This is a genomic window from Actinomadura scrupuli (assembly GCF_050971785.1).
Lineage (GTDB): Bacteria > Actinomycetota > Actinomycetes > Streptosporangiales > Streptosporangiaceae > Actinomadura_E > Actinomadura_E scrupuli.
In genome coordinates this window covers 318,886-340,861 of record NZ_JBPCCU010000005.1, presented here as the reverse complement: position 1 = coordinate 340,861, position 21,976 = coordinate 318,886, and the positions used below count along the sequence as shown (strand labels likewise).

General features: G+C 71.0%; 17 protein-coding genes. 10 read left to right on the top strand and 7 right to left on the bottom strand.

The features are described from left to right. Positions 1-26 precede the first annotated feature (26 nt). Complete coding sequence (locus tag ACRYCC_RS24145) at positions 27-1,244, top strand: cytochrome P450 (RefSeq protein WP_433815582.1); 1,218 nt, start codon at positions 27-29, stop codon at positions 1,242-1,244. 395 nt (positions 1,245-1,639) lie between these two features. Here the strand turns inward: ACRYCC_RS24145 and ACRYCC_RS24140 are convergent, their stop codons facing one another. Beyond that, positions 1,640-4,918, bottom strand: coding sequence for a HEAT repeat domain-containing protein (locus tag ACRYCC_RS24140; RefSeq protein WP_433815580.1), 3,279 nt, complete (start codon positions 4,916-4,918; stop codon positions 1,640-1,642). A 418-nt stretch (positions 4,919-5,336) separates the two neighbouring features. Continuing rightward, positions 5,337-6,347 carry a helix-turn-helix transcriptional regulator gene (locus ACRYCC_RS24135; protein ID WP_433815579.1) on the bottom strand — a complete coding sequence of 337 codons (1,011 nt, stop codon included), beginning with the start codon at positions 6,345-6,347 and terminating at the stop codon, positions 5,337-5,339. A 62-nt stretch (positions 6,348-6,409) separates the two neighbouring features. On the opposite strand from ACRYCC_RS24135, the gene ACRYCC_RS24130 reads away from it, so the two are divergent. Continuing rightward, a complete protein-coding gene (locus ACRYCC_RS24130; protein WP_433815578.1) occupies positions 6,410-6,997 on the top strand; it encodes a DinB family protein in 588 nt (195 codons plus the stop codon). Then, the gene (locus ACRYCC_RS24125) at positions 6,994-7,455 is read left to right on the top strand and encodes a VOC family protein (RefSeq protein ID WP_433815576.1); all 462 of its coding nucleotides are present in this window, start codon (positions 6,994-6,996) and stop codon (positions 7,453-7,455) included. Before ACRYCC_RS24130 ends, ACRYCC_RS24125 begins: the two co-directional genes overlap by 4 nt. A gap of 82 nt (positions 7,456-7,537) precedes the next feature. Here the strand turns inward: ACRYCC_RS24125 and ACRYCC_RS24120 are convergent, their stop codons facing one another. Beyond that, the gene (locus ACRYCC_RS24120) at positions 7,538-7,777 is read right to left on the bottom strand and encodes a hypothetical protein (RefSeq protein WP_433815574.1); all 240 of its coding nucleotides are present in this window, start codon (positions 7,775-7,777) and stop codon (positions 7,538-7,540) included. A gap of 493 nt (positions 7,778-8,270) precedes the next feature. Here ACRYCC_RS24120 and ACRYCC_RS24115 point away from each other — a divergent pair, with 493 nt between their 5' ends. The 5 genes from ACRYCC_RS24115 (at position 8,271) to ACRYCC_RS24095 (ending at position 12,217) form a co-directional block, all read left to right on the top strand. Further along, complete coding sequence (locus tag ACRYCC_RS24115) at positions 8,271-9,083, top strand: SAM-dependent methyltransferase (protein ID WP_433815572.1); 813 nt, start codon at positions 8,271-8,273, stop codon at positions 9,081-9,083. Between the two features lie 179 nt (positions 9,084-9,262). Further along, positions 9,263-9,472: a S1 RNA-binding domain-containing protein gene (locus ACRYCC_RS24110; protein WP_433815570.1), complete on the top strand. Its 210-nt coding sequence runs from the start codon at positions 9,263-9,265 to the stop codon at positions 9,470-9,472. Between the two features lie 176 nt (positions 9,473-9,648). After that, positions 9,649-10,314 carry an SIMPL domain-containing protein gene (locus ACRYCC_RS24105; RefSeq protein ID WP_433815568.1) on the top strand — a complete coding sequence of 222 codons (666 nt, stop codon included), beginning with the start codon at positions 9,649-9,651 and terminating at the stop codon, positions 10,312-10,314. Between the two features lie 121 nt (positions 10,315-10,435). Continuing rightward, positions 10,436-11,467: an ion channel gene (locus ACRYCC_RS24100; protein WP_433815566.1), complete on the top strand. Its 1,032-nt coding sequence runs from the start codon at positions 10,436-10,438 to the stop codon at positions 11,465-11,467. A gap of 105 nt (positions 11,468-11,572) precedes the next feature. Continuing rightward, positions 11,573-12,217 carry a hypothetical protein gene (locus ACRYCC_RS24095; protein WP_433815564.1) on the top strand — a complete coding sequence of 215 codons (645 nt, stop codon included), beginning with the start codon at positions 11,573-11,575 and terminating at the stop codon, positions 12,215-12,217. A gap of 58 nt (positions 12,218-12,275) precedes the next feature. Here ACRYCC_RS24095 and ACRYCC_RS24090 read toward each other — a convergent pair whose 3' ends face one another. From ACRYCC_RS24090 to fdhA, 3 genes are all read right to left on the bottom strand, one after another. Then, the gene (locus tag ACRYCC_RS24090) at positions 12,276-13,763 is read right to left on the bottom strand and encodes an FAD-dependent monooxygenase (protein WP_433815562.1); all 1,488 of its coding nucleotides are present in this window, start codon (positions 13,761-13,763) and stop codon (positions 12,276-12,278) included. Positions 13,764-13,918: 155 nt separating this feature from the next. Next, positions 13,919-15,430, bottom strand: coding sequence for a dihydrolipoyl dehydrogenase family protein (locus tag ACRYCC_RS24085; protein WP_433815561.1), 1,512 nt, complete (start codon positions 15,428-15,430; stop codon positions 13,919-13,921). A 387-nt stretch (positions 15,431-15,817) separates the two neighbouring features. Beyond that, complete coding sequence (gene fdhA, locus ACRYCC_RS24080; protein WP_433815559.1) at positions 15,818-17,041, bottom strand: formaldehyde dehydrogenase, glutathione-independent; 1,224 nt, start codon at positions 17,039-17,041, stop codon at positions 15,818-15,820. Between the two features lie 451 nt (positions 17,042-17,492). On the opposite strand from fdhA, the gene ACRYCC_RS24075 reads away from it, so the two are divergent. Together ACRYCC_RS24075 and ACRYCC_RS24070 are read left to right on the top strand one after the other, a co-directional pair. Next, complete coding sequence (locus ACRYCC_RS24075) at positions 17,493-19,256, top strand: HNH endonuclease signature motif containing protein (protein WP_433815557.1); 1,764 nt, start codon at positions 17,493-17,495, stop codon at positions 19,254-19,256. Between the two features lie 133 nt (positions 19,257-19,389). After that, entirely contained in the window at positions 19,390-20,934 is a 1,545-nt protein-coding gene (locus ACRYCC_RS24070; protein ID WP_433815555.1) for a gamma-glutamyltransferase family protein, read from the top strand. 121 nt (positions 20,935-21,055) lie between these two features. Here ACRYCC_RS24070 and ACRYCC_RS24065 read toward each other — a convergent pair whose 3' ends face one another. After that, the gene (locus ACRYCC_RS24065; RefSeq protein WP_433815553.1) at positions 21,056-21,940 is read right to left on the bottom strand and encodes an HTD2 family dehydratase; all 885 of its coding nucleotides are present in this window, start codon (positions 21,938-21,940) and stop codon (positions 21,056-21,058) included. Positions 21,941-21,976 lie beyond the last annotated feature (36 nt).

Below are 21,976 nucleotides of genomic sequence, written 5' to 3'. Positions count from 1 at the left end.
CTCCCCCGCAGATCGGAGAGACAGGCATGGCCGCCACGACCCCCGCCGCACAGATCCACTACGACCCCTACGACGTGGACATCGACAATGACCCCTACCCGACATGGAGACGGCTGCGCGACGAGGCTCCGCTGTACCGGAACCAGGAGCTCGACTTCTTCGCGCTGAGCCGGTGGGACGACGTCAAACCGGCGCTGGCCGACTGGAAGACCTACCGCTCCGGCCGCGGGACGGTCCTGGAGATCATCCGCGCCGGCGTCGAGATCCCGCCCGGCATCCTCCTCTTCGAAGACCCCCCGATCCACGACGCGCACCGGGCACTGCTCGCGCGCGTCTTCACCCCCAGGCGCATGCTCGGCCTCGAACCACTCGTCCGCGGCTACTGCACCAGCGCCCTCGACGCCCTGGTCGGGCGGGACGAGTTCGACATCATCGGCGAGTTCGGTGTCGAAATCCCGCTGCGTACCATCGGTTTCCTCTTCGGCATCCCCGAGGCCGATCAGATCGCCTACCGCCAGCGGACCGACGACGCGCTCGCCACCGACGGCACGCCGATCTCCTTCGACCAGTCCTCCTTCGGCGAAGTCCTGAACGTTCTCGCCGACTACGTCGAATGGCGATCCCGCAACCCCGGCGACGACCTCATGACGGAGCTGCTGAACGCCGAGGTCGACGAACCGGACGGCTCGCGGCGTCCCCTCACCCGCGACGAGGTGGTCACCTACGCCAGCATGGTCGCGGGCGCGGGCAACGAGACCGCGACCCGTCTCATCGGATTCACGATGCAGCTGCTCGCCCAGCATCCCGATCAACGCCGCCTGCTCGTCGACGACCCGTCACTGATCCCCAACGCCGTCGAGGAGATCCTGCGGCTGGAGGCGCCATCGCCGGTCCAGGCCCGGTACGTGCAGCGCGACGTCGAGGTGGGGGGCACCGTCGTGCCGGAGGGCTCGACCATGCTGCTCCTCAACGGTGCCGCCAACCGAGATGAGCGCCACTTCTCACGTCCCGACGAGTTCGACGTCCACCGTGACGAGGGATCCCATATCTCATTCGGCTACGGACTCCACTTCTGCCTCGGCGCGGCCCTGGCCCGGCTGGAAGGCAGGGTGGCCCTCGAGGAGATCCTGCGGCGCTGGCAGGAATGGGACGTCGACATCGACCAGGGAAAGATGGCTCACACCGCCAGCGTGCGGGGCTGGGGCTCCCTCCCGGTCCGACCCCACGGAAAGAGGGACGCATGAAACGCGTCGTCGTGTGGTCGACCGGCAGGATCGGATCGCTCGCCATGCTGGAGGCCTGCCCCTGACATGCCCGTACAAGCCGCACCGGTCACTGCCGGGCCGAGCATGGTGACGACGACGAGGGCCGGCGCCTCATCCTTGGCCTCGGGCGGTGCGCCGTAGGAGATGCGGTGATCGGTGCGCCCCTTACCCGCGGCGCTCGCCGCAGGTAAGGGGCGCCTATATCCCGATCTCGCCACGGCCAGCACCTCGTACGCAATCCAGCGGTGCCCCCGAACCGAATACGTTGTGTGGCCCGGTGTCTCGGGCCACTGGGAGCACGATCTGAGGAGGACGAATGCGTCCAGGTGCATCCGGGACGTGTTCGGTCCGGGAGGCTTCCGGGCGATGCCTGCCTACGGTCGGTGCACCGCGATGTCCCAGGCTCGCTGGCTGACCTCAGGCCGGGCTGACAGCCGGAGGCCGTGCAACGTCTCCCGCCATTCGGACGTCCAGCCGGCCCGCTCTCCACCGGTGCGCGTGACGGTGACGGCCAGCAGGTCGGCGGCGAGATGGTCCTGGGCGATCAGGCTGCGGGCGGCGGCGAGAAGCTCGGCGGGCTCGACCCGGGTTGTTCCCCGGTAGGAGCGCAGCCGGCGCTCGATCGACGTGCTGGTCTGGACCGTCAGGACCGGTCTGCCGCGGAGCAGGTCGGCCAGCTCGCACAACCCGTCACCGAGTTCACCCGGCTCGGCGGCCTTCTGCCGGGTGTGCGGGATGGGCAGCAGGGCTACGCAGATCTCGGCCGCCTGAGGAAGGTGGAAAGGGTCGGCGGCGAGCAATGACACCGCGTCCCGGGCGAGTGCGGCTCGCCAGGGCTCTCGTTCGTCAGCGTGCGAGTTGCCATCGCTCAACCGGCCCACGATCAGCTTCATGCGCTCCCGGGCCGGTGAGTCGCAACCGACCCTGTCCGGTTCCGTACTGTCGGGCCTCCCTGTGATCAGACTGCGGAGGACGTCGAGCGTCTGCTCCCGGATCGTGCCCGTTTTCAGCAGGGCGAGGAACACCTGCATGTCGGCGGCGTCTCCGGGTGCCACCGGATCGGCGACGGCCTCGATGATCTGGTCGAAGCCGCCCCGGTACCAGGGCGCCCAGGTGGCGAAGGCCCGGGCGCCCCGGAACCGTACGCCTGGGCCGTCCGCGGCGGCCAGCAGCCTGCGGACCAGATCGGCGTAGCCGGACCGGTGGGCGGGCGCGTACTCCCACGGTTGTGCTTGGAACAGGGTGCGCAGCATGAGCTCACCGGCATGCCGGCCGGCCGCCTCGGTCAGCGCCTCCAGGCTTCGCCGGTCCTCGGGCATGCTGCGCAGCGCGACGGCCACCGCGACCCGTACATCGCGATGCAGGTCGGGCTCGTCCCACGCGCGCAACAGCAGGTCGACCGCCCCCGGTGGCCGGTTGCGCGAGAGCTGCCGTACGGCCTCCTTGCGCAGGGTCACCTTGCTGTCCGGGCCGAACAGCGCCTGTTCCAGGACGGGGCCGAGCAGGGAGGGCGGCATGGCGCGACAGCACCGTGCGATGGCGGCCACGGCGACAGGCGAGGACCGGCCACGCGCATGCGGAAACAGCGCCGTCAGTGCCTCGGCGGGCGTATCAGTGCCCCCCAGCGCTTCCAGCGCGGCCTCTGCCAGGACGGTCTCCTCTGCGCTCGCCCAGGTGGCCAACGTCGCCGGGTCACCGGGAACGAATGCCATGGCCCTGACGGCTGACGTCCTGACCGCGAGGACCGCGCCGGCGTGGCCGGCGATGCCGGTGAGCAGTGCACGCACTGATGCGCGCTGAGCCGGGGTCCATCTGCCGACCGTCCCGCTGGAGATCTCCGGGACCCACAGGGCGTTCGCTCCTGCCAGGTGACCGCGACGGTCTCCTCGCAGGAGCGGCACCAGCAGATCAGTGCGGCGCTCCGCCACGGTGCGCCAGACACGCGGGAGGATGAGAGTGGAGGGATCCTCGCGGACCAGGGCGGCCACACGCTCGTCCCGTTCTCCCGCTTCGGCGAGCCAGAGGTCGGCGGCCTCGCGTGCACATGACTCCGGAGCCTGGAGGATCGCCTCGCGGAGACCGTCCTGCACCTCTCCGAGGTGCCGGGATCGCCGACCGAACAGGCGTGCGAGCGCCACCACCAGCCGATAGTCCCGTTGTTGCCGGGCGGCGAGCAGATGCGGGCGCAACTCTTCCAAGAGCTGCTGCTCCTGGCCGCGGCGCAGGACCAGATCCAGCCGATGCGGCGCCGGTTCTCCCCCGTGGTGGACCCTCCTCCGCCGGGCGCGAACCGGCCGGGAAGCGGCGGCGGGCGGGAGCCCGAGCCCGTCCGCGCCGAACCTCGCGACCAGCTTCTCGTAGACGCCCAGAGCCCATGCGGTCAACGCCGCGTCCCGGTGATGGCGCAGGACGCGCCCGGCCAGCGAGCGCAAGGCATCCCTGGTGGCGGGTGAAGAATCCCGCGCCTCCACCGCGTCGGCTGCGATCTTCTCCAGCGCTGGAGCGCAGGCGTCGGTGAACAGTGCCGGGCGCAGGCCGGCCAGGGTGGTCAGCAGCGCACCGCGCAACGGGTCCCGCTCCCCCGTCATGCGTTGCGCCAGCCCGGACACCAGTGCCGCGAACAACGCGGGGTCTCCGGTCCGTGCGGTGCACTCGACTAGCAGGGTGCGCGCGAGACTCCGCCGTCGCGGGTCCCCGCCGGTCGCCGCGTCGGTGACAGGACCAGCGGCTTCCTCGTAGGGCAGGTAGGAGGTGAGTCGCAGCGGAAGATCTGGATCGCTCGCCATGCTGCGGGAGGAATGCCAGGCCGACGCATGCCATTCCAGCATCCGCCGCGCCTCGGCCGCCGCCCGCTCAGCGGGGAGCAGCCCCAGAAGGGGCAACGCCCACAGGGAGTACGAAGCGCTGGGCAGCGCACTGACCGCATCGAAGACGGCCTCCCGCCGACCCGGCGGCAAGGCCTTCATGACCTCGGCGATCCGATCAGAATCGGTTCGGACGAGACCCGAGAGCTCCTGGTCACTGCACACACGCAGATGGGCCTTGAGCACCGCGGGCGGCCGATGCCACCGCCGAGAACCGCCGATCAGCCGTGCCGTCCGGACTGCATCTGCCTTGAACAACGCTCCGAGCACGGCCGAGGGCAGCTCCGCAGCGTGGCCACCGAGGTCGTGGAGTTCCAGCAGGGTCAGGACCCGCTCCGGCTGCGCATGCACGCTCGAGGCGAGCACGTCCGCCCGTCGGCGCCGCCAGCGCCACGCTCCGCCGGCCCCCAGCTCGCGCTCGGCGACGTCCAGGACCACGGCGGGATGACGCTTCCCCAGGGTCTTCCAGGAGGTCACCGCGTGGGCCAGCTCCGGCAACCACCGTGAGACCACCGGGCCGCCGCAGGCCGCCAGCAGCATCGCCGCCTCACGGTCGCCCCAGCGTGCCCGTACCACCGGCAGCAGCCGATCTGCCAATGTCTCCCGGCCGCCATGGAGCAATGTCCGGTACAGCGCCGACCGCAGCTCGGCGGACGCATCGGCCAGAACCGCGGCAGCGGCCTCGTCCGAGACCGGAAGTGTCCGTACGGCCCGCAGCGCCGCACGGCGGAGCGACAGGTCGGGACCGGCGAGGGCATCCTCGACGAAGGTGAGATCACGTGCGGCCATGGCCAGATGCAGAGCAATCCGCCGCTCATACCGGCCCCGCGCACTCAGCTGCCTGAGCACTCTCGCGAACTCGGGGGTCCCGCCGGAACGGCGGGCGTACAGGGCCAGCTCTCGCATCCGCCGCGGGTACGGCAGCGGCTCGAAACCACGCAGAAATTCATCGGCCGGCTCTTTCACCGGCTCGGCGGGGCTCAAAGGCCCGGGCGGAGAACGCCCTTTCGATCGATCATGTCGTTGATGATGGACGACGACCCCACATCGACGCAACCCAGGCCACCAGGCCCGCTGAGGCAGAGGCAGGTAGCCCGAGCGTGGGCGCGGCAGTGCCGCGAAAGCGTCGATCCCATTGCCGAGGACGAGGCCACCGCGCACCTCGGGCAGTTGGCTGGTCCGTGGGGCTCGACAGCCGGCGAGCAGATCAAGCGCGTGGCCGACGCTCCTCCAAGTCCGGCACCGGTGAGATCGCCGCACCGGCCGACAGCAGTCTCTCCGCCAGCGCACGGCAGCGCCTCGCGAGCTCCGGCGGGTCGAGCACCTGGAAGTCGTGCCCCAGCAGGAGCACGTGCAGGAGCACGAAGTCGAGGTTGCCGGCGCCACTGAGCACCTCACAGAGCTCGCTCCCCCGCGGGCGTACGACCGCCGCCGACGCCGGAATCTGCGCGCGCACCGTGTCGGCCGGCGCGTGCACGAGGAAGCGCGCCTGGTGCGGGTAGACCCGGCTCGCCACCCCCTCCTGCACGTACGTCGCCGCGTCGGGCGCCGCACGCGGGCGGAAGCGCCTGGTCCGTGCAGCCACCTCGGTCATCCGGTCGAGGCGGAAGCTGCGCCAGTCGTCGCGATCGAGGTCGTAGGCGAGGAGGTACCAGCGCCGGTCGGAGGCGACCAGGCGGTAGGGCTCGACCCGCCGCCGTCGCACGTCGCTGCCGGACGGGTAGCCGAAGCCCGCCTCGACCTCGTCGCGGCAGGCTCTGGCCAGCGTCATGAGCACCTTGGGGTCGACCGGCGTGCGCCCTCCGCCGAAGGACTCCACCGAGCCGGAGAGCGCGCGCACCTCGTGCCGCAGCCGGGCGGGCAATACCCGGTCGAGCTTGGTCAGCGCCCGGAGTGCGGCGTCGCCGGCGCTGGCGACCGCGCCCCCCGCCCCGGCGAGCAGCGAGACCGCGGTGGCGATCGCCTCCTCGTCGTCGAAGAGCAGCGGCGGCAGGTCCTGTCCCGGACCGAGCCGGTAGCCGCCGCCGACCCCCTGGCAGGCATGCACCGGATAGCCGAGCGTGCGCAGCCGCTCGACATCACGCCGCACCGTGCGCGGCGTGACCCCGAGCCGGTCGGCGAGCTCGGGGCCGGTCCAGACCTGGCGCTGCTGCAGCAGACCGAGCAGGGTGAGCACCCGCTCCGTCGTCCCCCGCTCGTCACCGCCCGCCACGCGCATGCCGCCCACCCTGCCAGAGATAGCGGACACATCCTGTCCGCTAGGGGTGCCAGGGTGGCTCCATGGACGCAAACGAACTCGACTGGAACCGCACACTGCGCGAGCAGTGGGAGTACCACTGGGACCATCAGGTCCGAGCCCGGCTCGACGGCCTCACCGACGACGAGTACTTCTGGTCGCCGGTGCCGGACGCCTGGAGCGTGCGGCCGCGCGGCAGCTCGACGGCGCCCGTGCAGGCCGGTACCGGGGACTTCACGATCGACTTCGCCTTCCCCCAGCCGGTTCCCGCGGCCTTCACCACGATCGCCTGGAGACTCGGTCACGTCATCGTCGGTGTGCTCGCCGCGCGCAACGCGGCGCACTTCGGCGCGCCGGCCGCGTCGTACGAGACCTGGGAGTACGCCGGCAGCGCGGCCACCGCGCTCGGCCAGCTCGAGGCCCAGCTCGACGTCTGGCTGGCCGGGGTGCGCGGCCTCGGCGACGCCGGGCTCCGGGTCCCGGTCGGCGCGAAGGAGCCCTTCCCCGAGGCGCCCATGGCCGATCTGGTGCTGCACATCCACCGCGAGCTGACCCACCACCTGTCCGAGGTCTGCCTGCTGCGCGACCTCTACGCGCACATGGAACACGTGCCGAACGGAGCAACCCGATGAGCCGCCACATCCAGGTCACCTTCGACGCCCACGACCCGCGGGCGCTGTCGTCCTTCTGGCGCGACGTACTGGGCTACGTCCACCCCGGCCCGCCCGGAGTCGACCTGCCCGAGGGCGCCGACCCGCTGGCCGCATGGGACGACTTCCTCGCGCGGGTCGGCGTACCGGAGGAGCAGCGCAACTCGAAATCGGCCATCGAGGACCCGGACGGGCACGGCCCACGGCTGTTCTTCCAGCAGGTGCCGGAGGACAAGGTCACCAAGAACCGCGTCCACCTCGACGTCCGTACGGCTCCCGGGCTGCAGGGAGAGGAGCGGATGGCGGTGCTGGAGGCCGAGTGCGACCGGCTCGTCGCGCTGGGCGCGACGCGGCTACGTCGCTTCGAGCCCGCTCCCCCGCTGAGCGCCGGCTACATCGTGATGACCGACCCCGAGGGCAACGAGTTCTGCCTGGACTGACGCGGCTCGGCCGTGGTCGCGCGAACCGCGGCCACGGCCGGGTCTGGCTGCCGGTGCCCATGGAGGCTGGTCGCCGATGCGGCTAATCGCCGGAGTCACCGTCGCAACTCTGGATCTCCCAGCTTGCCGTTCTGTAGTTGTAACACTTGTAGCAACCGTCCTTCCACATGCACGAACTGGTCATGGTGGAGGTAACGGTGACGCGCTGGGCCGACGCGTGGCCGCCCGGCTCGGAGGCCTGTGCGGTGCCGGTGACCGCGGTGCCGGTGACAAGGAGCGGGGACGCCACCAGCGTGGCGGCGAAGAGCAGACGCTTGAGCATCAGAGATCACTCCCTGAGGGTGAGGACCGAACCCGGATCGACGGGGATGACGAGCGTCGGCTCCGGGTCTCGGGATCACGCCGACGTGGCGCTGAACACCATTCAGGCTAATCGCCACATCAGACGAATTCCCCCATCCAGCGGCAAAACACTACTTTTGTCACATCACTACATAAATGGATCATACGAATTCACCAGAGAAATGCGGCATTGCGTCCAGCCTGCCGCCGCCGGCCTTCGAGCTGCGGATTCATGCCGCCGATGGCATCCTGGACGGCACTTCCCCGGACGTTCCAATACGTCGCCACCGGACCGGAAAACGACAGGCAAGAAAATTGTCGAGCTCCCCATCGTGGCCGCCGCCGGCCTGCGATCGAGACAGGACCCGCGGGCCCGCACCGGCGCACCCCGGCTCCGGCTCACCGCCGACGGGACACTCCACATCCGGCCGACAGACCAGGGATATCATCGGAACTCGACCGAAAGGGGTACAGTGCCGGGACCTGAGCGACCAGCCGCCTCGCTGGGCTTCGACCCTACGAGGCCCAATGGCGCGCGCGTGTACGACTACTTCCTGGGCGGCAAGGACAACTTCGCCGCCGACCGGGAGGCGGCCGAACAGGTCAGGCGGCTCCTGCCGGAAATGCCGATGGTCGCTCGCGAGAACCGCAGGTTCCTCGGTCGCGTCACTCGCTTCCTGGTCGACGCCGGGATCCGGCAGTTCATCGACATCGGCACCGGGCTGCCGACCCAGGGCCACGTCCACGAGATCCTCCAGTCCCTCGCGCCCGACGCCCGGGTGGTCTACGTCGACCATGACCCCGTCGTGATCGTGCACGCCCAGGCGATGCTCGAAGGCAACGGCCGTACCGCCGTCGTCCCAGCCGACCTGCGCAGCCCGGACGACATCCTCGCCGCCCCCCAGCTGAGGCGACTGATCGACCTGGAGCAGCCGGTCGGGATCATGCTGCTGGCGGTGCTGCCCTTCGTCCCGGACGACGACGAGGTGCGGCACACCATCACCCAGCTGCACAAGGCCGTCGCACCCGGGAGCTACGTGGCCATCTCCCATACCCTGCCGCACGCGCGCCGCGAGGTCCGGGAGGAGCTCGCCGCGGCGTACCGGGTACCCCTGATGGGTGTCCCCGAGCAGCGGACCGCCTCCCAGATCACGGCTCTCCTCGACGACTGGGACATCGTCGAGCCCGGCGTCGTACGCCTCCCCGCGTGGCGCCCCGAGCTCGGCGGCATCGTCCAGGACCCGGGGCCCATCTGGCTCATCGGCGGCGTCGCCCGCAAGAACTGACGCCGCCCGACTGGATATCCCCGCTGCGTTCGCTAACATCTCGTCCATGACTGCCGGGTCGGCCATGCGCCGCACACAGGACGGGCACCCGGCCTCTGCTTGATCACCGCGCGGGCGAGAGGCCCGCCCCCGTTACGAGAAGTGCGTACCGCGACTCGTAACGGAAGGAGGTGACATTCATGAGCTGGCAGGAATTCCTCGCCCGTCACCGGGTCGGTGACGTCATCGAGGGCGTGGTGACCGAGCAGGTGCCGTTCGGATCGTTCGTCGAGTCCGAAGGCTGCACCGGTCTCGCGCCCCAGGAGTCCTGGCCCATCGGCACCCGTGTCTCGGTCCGGATCCTCGCGATCGACCCCGACGCCCAGCGGTTCAGCCTGGCCCCGACGTGAGCAAGCGCTGATCCGGGGGAAGAGGACTCCCCCGGATCAGCGCCCACCGCATTCTCCCGTCCCCTGGCGCCAGAACGGCCGGGCCCGGGCGTAACGGCCAGGTGCCGTTCGAAGATGCACCACGGCCCGCCGTTTCAGCTCCCACCGCGTCGTTTCACGAATTCCGGAGGTACCGCGTGTTCCGCGACCGGCAGATCCGCAATCCATGGGGTGTCAGCGCGTACGGGGCGGCGAGCGTGCGGGCGGCGCCCGACCTTGCCCGGATCCGCCTCGCGGTCGAGCGTCTCGAGCCCTCCCTCAAGAAGGCGTTCCAGGCCGGCCAGTCCAGCGTGGCAGGACTCCGCCAGACCCTGCGCCGGCACAGCATCGCCGACGGCGCGGTCTCAGCCTCGCATCTGCAGCTCAGCAGCGCGTACGCCTTTCACTCCAACGAGCGCAAGCACCTGGGCTACAAGTGCGAGGCCTCCTTCACCATCGAGACCACCGACCTCGACACCCTCCAGCAGCTACTGATCGACGTCGTCGACGCCGGAGTCAACAAGGTCGACGGCGTCGACTTCGACGTCCGCGCCAAGCAGGAACTGCGCGCCGAAGCCCGCAAGAAGGCCGTCCGAGCCGCACGGGCCAAGGCGGAACTCTATGCCGAAGCGGCCGGTGTAGGCCTCGGGCACGTCGTGCACATCGAGGACGTCGACCCCGAATCCGCAGGCAACGAGCGCTACCGAAGCCACGGAAGCGGCGGCGCGACCACCGAGGAGGACCTCGCCCCCGGCCACGTCGTCGTCTCCGCGGCGGTCATGCTCGGCTTCTCCCTGGTCTCCGAACCCACCATGCCCGCCTGACTCCGGCCGGTTCGCCATCCGCCCAGGTGACACGGGGTGAATCTGATCGCTCCGGGGGGCTGCTTTGGCGGTTTCGCCCGGTTATGGTGGCCGAACCGGGGCGAGCCTTACAGGAGGAAGCTTGCACATCGTACTAGCTCGCCTGTTGGGCCGGATCGCGATGCTGGGGACGTGGTGGACCCCGGTTCTCGTCTTCAGCCTGGTGTTCGTGACGAGCTGGCCCCTGATGGCACTCGCGGAGCCGGACAGCGCGATCGTCGAGCCGGCCAACTACTGGTGGTACTTCGTGGTCACCGCCGCGACCGTCGGTTACGGCGACCTGTTCCCGAAGTCGGCCGCGGGCCACGCCGTCGGCGTTTACGTCATCATCGGCGGCATCGCGACGCTGACGACGGTGTTCGCCAGGCTGTCCACGGCGCTGGAGAAAGCGAAGGGACGACGGATGCACGGTGCCATCACGGTGGAGGCCTCGAACCACCTGGTGCTGCTCGGCTACACGGCGGGACGGACCGAGCAGATGGTCGACGAGCTGATCGCCGACGGCTCCAGTCAGATCGTGCTCTGCGCCTGGGACGACGGGCTGACGCATCCCATGTCCGACCGGGACGTCATGTTCGTGCGCGGTGATCTCACCGACGACGCCGTACTGCGCCGGGCGGGCGTGCAGCGGGCGGCCAGCGTGCTGGTCGACGCACGCGACGACAACGAGGCGCTCGCGGTCGCGCTCACCGCCGACCACGTCGCCGAGGGCGCCCATCTCGTCGTCGCCCTGCGTGACCTCGGCAAGGTCCGGCATCTGCGTTACATCGACCAGACCGTGCGCTGCGTCCAGTGGCACAGCATTCACATGATCACCGAGGAGCTGAAGGATCCCGGCATCACCGAGGTGTACACGCAGCTGATGACCCACGGCGGCGCCGACACCTATTCGGTGCGGCTGCCGGAGTCCCTGGGCCCGGTGAGCGTCGACCGCTGCCAGACCTCGCTCGGCCGGCGGTACGGCGCCACGATGCTCGCCGCGCGAGCGGGTGAGGTGCTGATGGTCAACCCGAGCTGGCAGACCGAACTGCCGGCGGCGGCCGTCGTCTACTACGTCGGATCCCGGCGCCTCACCCCCGACGAGATCGCGAAGGCGTTGAGCAAGGCGGACTGACCGGGCCGGCCCCGCGTCGCATGCGTGGCCATCTCCGGTCAGTGGTGGCCGCCGGGCGGCCCAGGCGGGACAATCGAGCCCCGGCGATGATCCTTGGTAGGTGGCATGACGCTCCCCCCGCATCCGGCTCCCCGCACCGGACGCCGGCGGCCGGTACTGCTCCTGGCCGCCGTGGTGGTGGCCGTGGTCGCGGTCGTCGTCGTGGTGGTGGCCGTGGTCCTCACCGGGCGTTCCGGTGACCGGACGTACCGGATCGTCACTCCTGCCCAGGCGGGCGACCTGCGGCTGGACGGGGCGGCGTCCCCGCTGGCGGCGTCCACACCGGCCTACAAGAATCTGCAGAAGGTGGTCGGCGGCCGGGCCCAGAACGTCGTCAGCGCCCTCTACCGGGACGGGGCCGGCCGGTTCATGACCTTTCACTCGGGCACCGGAGACCTCGGCGATCCCGGCGACCTGCCCGCCCGGCTCCGCGCCAACCCGCCGCAGGCCGGCGAATCACTCGTGACCATCACTACAAGCTGGAAGCAGTTCGGCGAGACCGATCCGGGACCGCACGGCGGGAAGGCGGCCTGCGGCCAGGTGACCGCCGGCGGCAACGCGGTTCCCGCCCTGCCGGTCGCCGTCCTCACCGAGTGCGCGTGGCAGACCGAGCACACCTACGGTTCCCTCACGATGCTGGGCTCCTCGCCCCCCGAGGAGCTCGCCGCGGTCACCCGCCGATTCCGCGACCACGTCGAGAAGCCCGTATAGCCGCTCCGCTCACACCCGCCGCCCGGCCGGGCGCCAGCGAGAAACGAAACCGAATGCGTCATCGGCGGGCCGCGGCCGGCGTGGTGGTCTGCGCGGGCGCGCCGCACCAGGCGTTCAGCGCCCCCTCGATGGCGTCGGCGCGGGCCTGCGGGTGCGGTTCGTCGGTGGCCCAGGCGATGTAGGCGTCCGGCCGGACCAGCACCGTGCTGCGGGAGGGGCCGAACAGCATCGCGCACTCCACCCGGTCCGCCCACCCCGTCAGTACCGAGACCGGCACGGCCTCACCCTCGGGCATCACCAGCACGAACCGCCGGGTCCGCAACGCCTCGTACAACCGCCGCCCATCGCGAAGCGGAACATCCGGCGCCCGCCGGCCGGCCAGCCGATGCGCGCCATGCCGCGCCGGATAGGCGATGTCCACACCCGAGACCATCCCGGCCAGGCGGCGGGTCACCGGCCGCGCCCTCGTCGCCGAACGGGCCACGACGTTGCGGGCGGTACACAGCACCGGCGGCACGGTCAGGACGAAGCGCAGCAGGCCGGCGCTCATGCGCACCACCCGCCGCCCGACCGGGTGCCGCTCGGCATGGTACGACTCCAGCAACCCCGCCGGAGCATGCCCTTCGAGGACCGCCGCGAGCTTCCAGCCCAGGTTGGCCGAGTCCTGGATACTGGTGTTCAGCCCCATACCTCCGGCCGGTGAGTGCACGTGCGCGGCATCGCCCACCAGGAACACCCGGCCGACCTGGTAGCGCGGCACCTGCCGCTCGTCGCTGTGGAACCGCGACATCCACCGCGGGTCGTGCATGCCGTGGTCGGTGCCCAGCGCCCGCCGGACCACCTCGCGGATCTCCTCCAGATCGAGCGGCGCGTCATCGGGCACCTGATGCCGGCGGTTCCAGGCGATGATCCGGTACCAGCCGTCGCCGAAGGCCGCCAGGAACGCGAAGGCGTCCCCGGTGCCGTTGGTGGTCAGCAGTTCCGGCGGCGGGTCGGACAGCCGCACGTCGGCCAGCATCACCGACCGCACCGCCGACCGGCCCGGGAACGACAGGCCCAGCGCCCGCCGCACCGTGCTGCGCGCCCCGTCGGCGCCCACGACATAGGCCGCCCGCAGCGTCCGGGTGGAGCCGTCCGCGGCACGCACCTGCACGTCGACACCGGCCGGATCCTGCCGCAGCCCGATCACTTCGGTGCCGGTGCGGATCTCGGCGCCGAGGGCCCGGGCGCGCTCCCCCAGCACCCGTTCGGTCTCGTACTGCGGGGTCACCAGCACGTAGGGGAACCGGCTGGGCAGCCGGGACAGCTTCAGCTCGACGCCACCGGCGAACCGCAGGGTCGCCAGGCGAGAACCCGACCCGACCAGCTCGTCGGCGACGCCCCGCGCGTCCAGCTGCTCCAGAGTGCGGGCGTGCACGGTGAACGCACGGGTGAGGTTGGACTCCCCCTCGCGCCGCTCGAGCACCACACAGCCGACCCCGGCGGCGGCGAGATCCCCGGCGAGCATCAGCCCCGCCGGGCCCGCGCCCACGATCAACACGTCCATGGCGGAGAGCGCCTCCTCCCTTGCCGGCGAGTCCTCGCCGGCGCCGGGTTCCTGGACCGCTATCCCTTCCCGGCAGCACCGCCCGCACACCGGCACGCGGATACGGACAGTGCATTTTCGCCGTAATAAATACCGCTATTAGACTATTTGTCCGGTCAGGTGCTGACGGAGGGTGAGCGCCGTCGGGTGGAGTTCAGGCTCTCGAGCAGGCGCAGCCAGACCTCGCTGATCGTCGGATAGCTGGGAACGACGTGCCGCAGCACCGGGATCGGGATGCGGGCGAGGACCGCCATCGTCGCCGAATGGGTCAGCTCCGCCACCCCCGTGCCCACGAACGTCACGCCCAGAAGGACATCGGCCCGGGAGTCGATCACCAGTTTCGCCCGCCCGACATAGTGGTCCCGAAGGACGTACGTGCCGGCCAGCTGCGCCAGGTCGTACTCGACCGTCTCGACCTCCAGACCCGAGTCACGGGCCTGGGCCTCGGTGATGCCCACCGATCCGATCTCGGGGTCGGTGAAGGTCACCTGCGGCACGTGACCGGGATGGACGATGTCGGTGTACGGGTTGAACGGCGCGTCGTCCAGGGGGCGTCCCGCGGCCCGCGCCGCGATGACCTCACCGGCGATCCGCGCCTGGTACTTGGCGACGTGCGTCAGAAGAGCCCGCCCGCACAGGTCTCCGATGGCGTACAGCCACTCCCCCGGCACGCCCTCGACCGTCAAGTGATCATCTACGTGGACCGGGCCACCGCCCTCCAGACCGACGCTTTCCAGGCCGATGCCGGTGCTGTTGGGCACCCGGCCGGTGGCCACGACGATCTCGTCCGCGGTCAGCACGCCGCCCCCGCCGAGCGTCACCGTGACCGGCCCGCCGTGCACCAGGCCGATGCCGGCCGCGTTGACGTGGGCGCGCTCGACCCGGGTCACCTGCTCCCCCAGGAGCACGGTGACCCCGGCCTCGGCGAATCCGGCCTGGACGAGGTCACCGGCGAACGGCTCGTTGCGGCCCAGCAGCCCCGGCGCTCTCCCGACGATGGTGAGCTCGGCGACGCCCAGCCCGTGCAGCCAGGTCACGGCCTCGCACGCCACCACGCCCCCGCCCACCACGACGACCCGGTCCGGGATCTCGTGGATGTTGGTGACGTCGCGCGAGGTCCACGGCCGGGCCTCGCGCAGTCCGGGGACGTCGGCGATCAGCGGCGAGCTGCCGGTGTCCAGCACGACGGCGTGCCGGGCCGTGATGGTCCGTTCCGCGCCGTCGGCGCCGCGCACCGCCACGGTGCGCTCCCCGGTCAGCCGCCCGGCGCCCCGGATGACGTCGATCCCGGTGTCGAGCGCCCATTTCACCTGGGAGGCGTCGTCCAGGTGGTTGACCACGGTGTCGCGGCGGGCGAGCACGGCCGCCGCGTCCATCCGCCGCCCGTTCAGCAGTTCCTTGACCCCGGGGAGATCCCGCGCCGCCGAGAGCATCTCGACCGGGCGCAGCAGGGATTTGCTGGGCATGCACGCCCAGTAGGAGCACTCGCCTCCCACGAGCTCCTTCTCCACGATGACGGCCTCGAGCCCGGAGAACTGCGTGGCGTACTGGGCCGCGTTCTCACCCGCCGCCGCTCCGCCCACGACGATGACGTCCCACTCGGATCGGTCCGGGTTCAGCGACGCCATGACGCCTCCTGCTCGCCGGGCACCGATCGGGCCCCGTCGGTCAGGGCCGTCCGGTGCCGGCAACGACGTCCGCTCACATGACCTCGAAGTGCCCGCTGCTGGGCTGGTATCTGCATGACACTGACCTTCCTCCCCATGGCGGGAACACACCACCTGAAAACGCCGCCAGGAGATCGAAAAATCTTGACACGTGCCGTGGGGAGGCGGCTCAGCGGGCCGCACCGAGCTCGGAGAGGTTCATCGCCAGCCGACGTTGCAGCGCCGGAACACGGCCGTCGAGGCCGCGTTCCGCAGCCGCCCAGATCACCGGCCGGGCCACCGCCGCCCACGGACGGGTTCCGGCCCGGTGACGCCTTCGCGTCGCCGGGCCGGAGGGTGACGGGTCGGCTACCCGGCCTTGGCGAGCATGCCGTGCGGGTCCAGGACGTACTTGCGGGCGGCGCCCTTGTCGAAGTCCTCGTAACCCTGGGGAGCCTGGTCGAGCGGGATCGGGGTGGCGTTGACGGCCTTGGCGATCTGCACCCGGTCGTGCAGGATCGCCGTCATCAGCTGGTGGTGGTACCGCATGACGGGGCACTGGCCGGTGAAGAAGGCATGCGACTTGGCCCAGCCGAGGCCGAAGCGGATGGACAGCGATCCCTGCTTGGCGGCCTCGTCCTTGGCGCCGGGGTCACCGGTCACGTACAGGCCCGGGATGCCGAGCGCGCCGCCGGCGCGGGTGATCTCCATGAGCGTGTTCAGCACGGTGGCGGGACGTTCGGTGTCGGACTCGCTCCCGTGACCGTGCGCCTCGAAGCCGACGGCGTCGACACCGCAGTCGACCTCAGGGGCGCCGAGGATCTGCTCGATCTGGTCCTTCGGCTCGCCGTCGGCCACGTTCACGGTCTCGCAGCCGAAGCTGTGCGCCTGCTCCAGCCGGTCCTTGTTCAGGTCGCCGACGATGACCACCGCGGCCCCGAGCAGGAACGCCGAGGCGGCGGCGGCGAGCCCCACCGGACCGGCACCGGCGATGTAGACGGTCGCCCCCGGCCGCACCCCGGCGGTGACGCAGCCGTGGTAGCCGGTCGGGAAGATGTCCGCGAGCATGGCCAGGTCGAGGATCTTCTCCATCGCCTGTTCCTTGTCGGGGAACTTCAGCAGGTTCCAGTCGGCGTAGGGGACCAGGACGTACTCGGCCTGACCGCCGACCCAGCCGCCCATGTCGACGTAGCCGTAGGCCGAGCCGGGGCGGTCGGGGTTGACATTCTCGCAGACGCCGGTCTTGCCCTCCTTGCAGTTGCGGCAGCGGCCGCACGCGATGTTGAAGGGCACGGACACCAGGTCGCCGACCTTGATGAACTCGACGTCGGGGCCGGTTTCGACGACCTCACCGGTGATCTCATGACCGAGGACGAGGCCGACCGGCGCGGTGGTGCGGCCACGGACCATGTGCTGGTCGCTACCGCAGATGTTGGTGGCGACGGCCTTGATGATCGCTCCGTGCGGGACCTTGCGGCCGACGTTGGCCGGGTTGACGCCGGGTCCGTCCTTGAGCTCGAACTCCGGGTAGTCGGTCGCGTGCACCTCGACCGTGCCTGGACCCATGTAGGCGACACCTTTGTTGCCGGACATGATCTGTCTTCTTTCTCCGCCGGAGGCGGCGGATGAGCAACCGTTCAATCGGGGGTAACCCTGCGGACCTCCTTTGATCTCTCGTGGCCGACCATCACAATCCCCATAAACAAGACGTTTCTCCTCATATCTGACGATATACCTGCAAATCGCCGTCGCACCTTGACGGTCCGCATCCCATGCGTCGACCGCTTCCAGGTGCCCGACCGTGGCGTGGTCCACCCAGGCGTACGGAACGGTGTGCACCGCCTGTCCCGGCTCTTGAGCGGCGGCCCTGCCAGGCATGCCAGTGATCCTGGGGCGCGATCCTGCCGCGTACGGCCCACCTTGGCGCGACAGGCTCGCCCACCGCCGGAGGGCCCGCTCCGGCTGGGCTTACCCGATGGTGACGTTCTCGAATATGTGTTCGAGTTAGGTCGGTGACTGTGTGTAGCTTGGTGGTGTGCGGTCGGTGCCGGAGTTGGATGCGGCCACCAGCGGGGAGCTGGTGGAGCTGACCCACGCGGCCCTGGGAGTGCTGGCCGCACGGCCCGCGCCGCCATGTCCCGCGACCTGCCTCGAGCTGGCCGAGCGCCTGGGTGCCGCCCTGGATCTGGGTGAGGCGGCGCTGGCGGCTCTGGTGGGTCGGGCGGATGCCGCTGCCGAGCCGTTGCGGCAGCGGTATGCGGGGACGCCCGGGTGGCTGACGGCGGCGCTGGGGATGCGCACCGGCCGCGCCTTCGAGCGGATGACGGTGGGCCGCCAGTTGCCGCGGCTGCCGCGGACGGCGGGGTTGCTGTCCGCCGGGAAGCTGCCGTATGGGTACGCCGCGACGATTTGCCAGGCCGTCGCGCGCCTGTCGGATGAGGACGCCCTGGCGGCCGAGCACATCTTGCTGGACGCGGCTCTCGAGGGGGTGTCGGCGACCAAGGTCGCGAAGCTGGGGGAGCGGATCGCCGAGGTCGTCGCCGAACGCGACGGCACCGACGACCCCGGCAAGGACGCCCGGCGCGGAGCCCGCTCGTGGCTGCGCCTGTCGCGTTACCTGGGTGGCCGTGGCTGCGTCCGTGGGGATCTGGACGTGGAGTTGGCGGCGTTGCTGGCCGATCGGCTCGCACCACTGGCCAAGCCCGCCGGCCCCGAGGACACCCGCGACCAGGCCGAGCGCAACGCCGACGCGCTGCGCATGCTGCTGACCGGCGGGACAAGCGGCTGGAACGCGACCCTGGTCATCCAACTGACCGACGACGGCACCGGTCACGATGCGGCCGACACCGGAGCCGACGCCGGAACCGAGGCCCACGCCCACGCCCACGCCGGAGGCGAAGCCGCTACCGGAGGCGAAGCCGACACCGACGCCCAGACCAGAGGCGAAGCCGACGCGCACATCGATGCCGACGTCGACGCGGACACGCATGCCGATGCGGATGGGTGCGCGGATACTGCCGGCGAGGTGAAAACCGACTCGGTGGGCAAGGACCACTCTCCGGCATGGCCGCCTTCCGGTACCAGCCACCCCGTCGAGCCGGCCGCCGATCGCGGTGCCCGTCTCGGCCCCGCGGCCGAAGGCGAGCCTGGCGCCGGTACCGGTACCGGGGACTCGGGTACCGGGGACTCGGGTACCGGCGACTCGGGTACGGGGGACTCCGGTACCCGTACCAATGTCGGTGCCGGTGACCCCGATGACCTCGGTACCGGTGACGTCGGTACCGGTGACGTCAGCATCGGTGACGTCAGCGCCGGTGACGGGGTGCTGGAGGGGAAAGTGCGGGTCCCGGTGTGGCCGCTGGAGAACCCCACCGGTGGGTGGCGGATCCGCGCCCGCCTGGCCGACGGCACCCCCCTCGCCCCGGCCCGGGCCCGCATCATCGCCCTCAATGCCGGGATCTCCCCGCTCATCCTCGGATCCGACGGACACCCCCTCTACCTCGGCCGCAGAACCCGCTTCGTCACCCCCGCCCAACGACGTGCACTCGAAGCCCTGTACCCCACCTGCGCCGCCGACGAATGCGACATCCCCTCACGACTGTGCCAACTCGACCACGTCCATAACTGGACCGACCACGGCACCACAGACATCGACCGCCTCGCCCCCGCGTGCGCCTTCCACAACCGCCTCAAATACACCCACCCCGAATGGTTCACCATCTCCCACGACAACTCAGGACGATGGCGGTACACCATCCGACGCCCCCGCCCCCGCTGGAACCACCGCGCACAGGCCCAGGGGCCGTAGCGCCCTGCTCACGCGAACGCTCTCCCCCCGACGACCGGCGCTCACCGGCCCGGGGCCCGGTACGGTGCGGTCTGAGCTGCGAGATTAGAGTTCCTGGCTGGAAGACCGTCGCACGTCATCCCCGAGGGACACCATGACCTACAGCTGCGCCATCGCCACACCGCACGTACTCGCGACCGCCGCGGGGCAGGAGGCGGTGCGGCAGGGCGGTAACGCGGTCGACGCCGCGCTGGCCGCCGCCGCCGTGCTCACGGTCGTCTATCCGCACAACACCGCGCTGGGCGGCGATCTGGTCGCGTTGATCCGCACCCCGGACGGGCGGATCGCCTGCGTCAACGCGACAGGTCCCGCCCCGCGCGGCGCCTCCCTGGCGGACGTGGCCGCACGGTACGGCGAGATGCCCGTCACCGGCCCCGACACCATCACCGTGCCGGGCGTCGCGGCCGGCTGGGCGGCCCTGCACCAGGCCGGTGCGGCGCTCGCCTGGCGCGAGCTTTTCACCCGGGCCATCGAGCACGCCGCCGCGACACCGGTCGTGCGGGGGCTGGCCGAGGCGATCGCCGACGCCGCCGACCTCGTCGCGGCCGACCCGGGCATGCGGGAGGTGTTCAGCCCGGGCGGGACGCCGCTCGCCGAGGGCGGCACCCTGCGGCAGGAGGCACTGGCCGGGACCCTCGCTGCCCTCGCCGTCGAGGGCGTACGGACGCTGTACTCCGGCTCCCTCGGCGAACGGCTGACCGACGGCCTGCGCCGGCTCGGCTCCCCGCTCGACATGCAGGATCTCCGCTCCTACCAGGCCGAGCTCACCACACCACTGTCGCGTACCTTCCACGGCCACCAGATCCACACCAGCCCGCCCAACACCCAGGGTGTGCTGCTCCTGCAGGCTCTGGGCGCGCTCGCCGAGCAGCAGGTCGGCGACCCGCTCGGCGCCGACGCGGGACGGCTGGCCGCGATCTTCCACCACGGCATCCTCGACCGCACCCGACGGCTGGCCGATCCCCGTTTCGCCGAGGTCGACGTGGCCGCGCTGCTCGACCCGGACCGGCTGCGGGACCTCGCGCAGGTCTCCTCCCCCGTGGCCGCCACCGGGCACGCGAGCGGGGACACGGTCGCAGTCGTCACCGCCGACACCGACGGACTCGCCGTCTCACTGATCCAGAGTCTCTTCCACGGCTTCGGCGCCGGAATCCTGGAACCGGAGACCGGGATCCTCATGCACAACCGTGGCTCGTTCTTCTCCCTCTCCCCCGGCTCACCGAACGCCCTGGCCCCCGGCAAACGCCCCGCCCACACCCTCATGCCCGTCATGGCGACCCGGGCGGAGCGGCTCGCCTGGGTCAACGGCACGATGGGCGGCAAGGGGCAGCCGCAGATCCACACCCAGCTGCTCCTGCGCCTGCTCGGCGGTGCCACCCCCGCGGCGGCGGTCGCCGCGCCGCGCTGGATCGTCGGCGGCCTGGAGGTGGGTCAACGCGAGGACACCATCGCCCTCGAGGCCGACGTCACCGCCCAGGTACGGGCCTCACTCGTCGCGACCGGCGCGCCCCTCATCAAACTCCCCGCCCGGTCGGAGTCGACCGGCCATGCCCAGGCGATCGCCGTGCACCCGGACGGCACGCTCGAGGCGGGCAGCGACCCCCGGGCCGACGGAGGCGCCGTCGTGGCCGCCCGCTGATGCCCCCGACCCCTGCAGTCCCGGCCGTCGAGACCCCGACCGTTTGATACCCCGGCCGCTGAGACCCCGGCCATTGAGGTCCCGGCCGTGGAGATCCCGACCGCTGAGATCCCGGCCGCGACTATGCGAAGGTCACCTCCGCGTCGGCCATGACCTGATCCGGCGCGCCGATGACGGACATCCGCGCCGTGCCGCCGTCGGCGGCGGGCTCACCGGTCACCAGCACCGGATCGCCGGCGAAGACAGGACGGCGCAGGCGGTAGCGGACCGAGCCGATCTCCCGGTCGGGCGCGTTGCGGCGGGCCAGTTCGGTCATGTGGACGGCGAGCAGCGGGCCGTGCACCACGAGCCCGGGATAGCCCTCCACGTCCTGGGTGTAGGCCTGGTCGTAGTGGATGCGGTGGGCGTTGGCGGTGAGCGCGCTGAACCGGAACAGCAGTACGGGGTCGGCCGTCAGCGGCCGTTGCCAGGGCGAGGACGAGACGGGTGGCTCCTGCGGCCGAGCCTCCACCGGCTTGGTCACCGCGGTCTTCGTCTCGTCCGACCGGTAGACCAGATCCTGCTCCTCGACCAGCCGGATCTCGCCGTCCTGCCGGATCTCGTGACGTACGGTCACGAACAACAGCTCCCCGGTGCGACCCTCCTTCGCCTCGACACCGGCGAGAGCCGACATGCGCTCTGCGGTGGCACCGAGCCGCATCGGTGCCCGCACGGTCAGCCGGCCCCCGGCGAACATGCGTTTCCGGGCCGGGATCGGAGGAAGGAAGTGCCCCTGGGCCGGGTGGCCGTCCGGCCCCAGCTCGTCCTGTGCGGGCCATTCCAGGAAGTAGAGCCAGTGCCAGAACGCCGGCAGCCGGTCACCGGCCTGCGCGGCCCGGTGCGGACCGCCCAGCAGCCCGGCCAGCGCGGCCGCCTGGACCGGGGAGATCAGGTCGTAGGAGATGCGGGCCGATGGGCGCCAATCTTGGATATATCGGGCCAGCCCGGAGCCGTTCATGGTGTTCATTCCCCCGCCACCTTTCGGGTGCGTTCGTTGTGCGTG

Bases quoted from the DNA above. Each gene is read 5' to 3' on its own strand.
- ACRYCC_RS24145 (WP_433815582.1), top strand. From the start codon at position 27: ATGGCCGCCACGACCCCCGCCGCACAGATCCACTACGACCCCTACGAC.
- ACRYCC_RS24140 (WP_433815580.1), bottom strand. From the start codon at position 4,918: ATGGCCGCACGTGATCTCACCTTCGTCGAGGATGCCCTCGCCGGTCCC.
- ACRYCC_RS24135 (WP_433815579.1), bottom strand. From the start codon at position 6,347: ATGCGCGTGGCGGGCGGTGACGAGCGGGGGACGACGGAGCGGGTGCTC.
- ACRYCC_RS24130 (WP_433815578.1), top strand. From the start codon at position 6,410: ATGGACGCAAACGAACTCGACTGGAACCGCACACTGCGCGAGCAGTGG.
- ACRYCC_RS24125 (WP_433815576.1), top strand. From the start codon at position 6,994: ATGAGCCGCCACATCCAGGTCACCTTCGACGCCCACGACCCGCGGGCG.
- ACRYCC_RS24120 (WP_433815574.1), bottom strand. From the start codon at position 7,777: ATGCTCAAGCGTCTGCTCTTCGCCGCCACGCTGGTGGCGTCCCCGCTC.
- ACRYCC_RS24110 (WP_433815570.1), top strand. From the start codon at position 9,263: ATGAGCTGGCAGGAATTCCTCGCCCGTCACCGGGTCGGTGACGTCATC.
- ACRYCC_RS24095 (WP_433815564.1), top strand. From the start codon at position 11,573: ATGACGCTCCCCCCGCATCCGGCTCCCCGCACCGGACGCCGGCGGCCG.
- ACRYCC_RS24090 (WP_433815562.1), bottom strand. From the start codon at position 13,763: ATGGACGTGTTGATCGTGGGCGCGGGCCCGGCGGGGCTGATGCTCGCC.
- ACRYCC_RS24085 (WP_433815561.1), bottom strand. From the start codon at position 15,430: ATGGCGTCGCTGAACCCGGACCGATCCGAGTGGGACGTCATCGTCGTG.
- fdhA (WP_433815559.1), bottom strand. From the start codon at position 17,041: ATGTCCGGCAACAAAGGTGTCGCCTACATGGGTCCAGGCACGGTCGAG.
- ACRYCC_RS24070 (WP_433815555.1), top strand. From the start codon at position 19,390: ATGACCTACAGCTGCGCCATCGCCACACCGCACGTACTCGCGACCGCC.
- ACRYCC_RS24065 (WP_433815553.1), bottom strand. From the start codon at position 21,940: ATGAACACCATGAACGGCTCCGGGCTGGCCCGATATATCCAAGATTGG.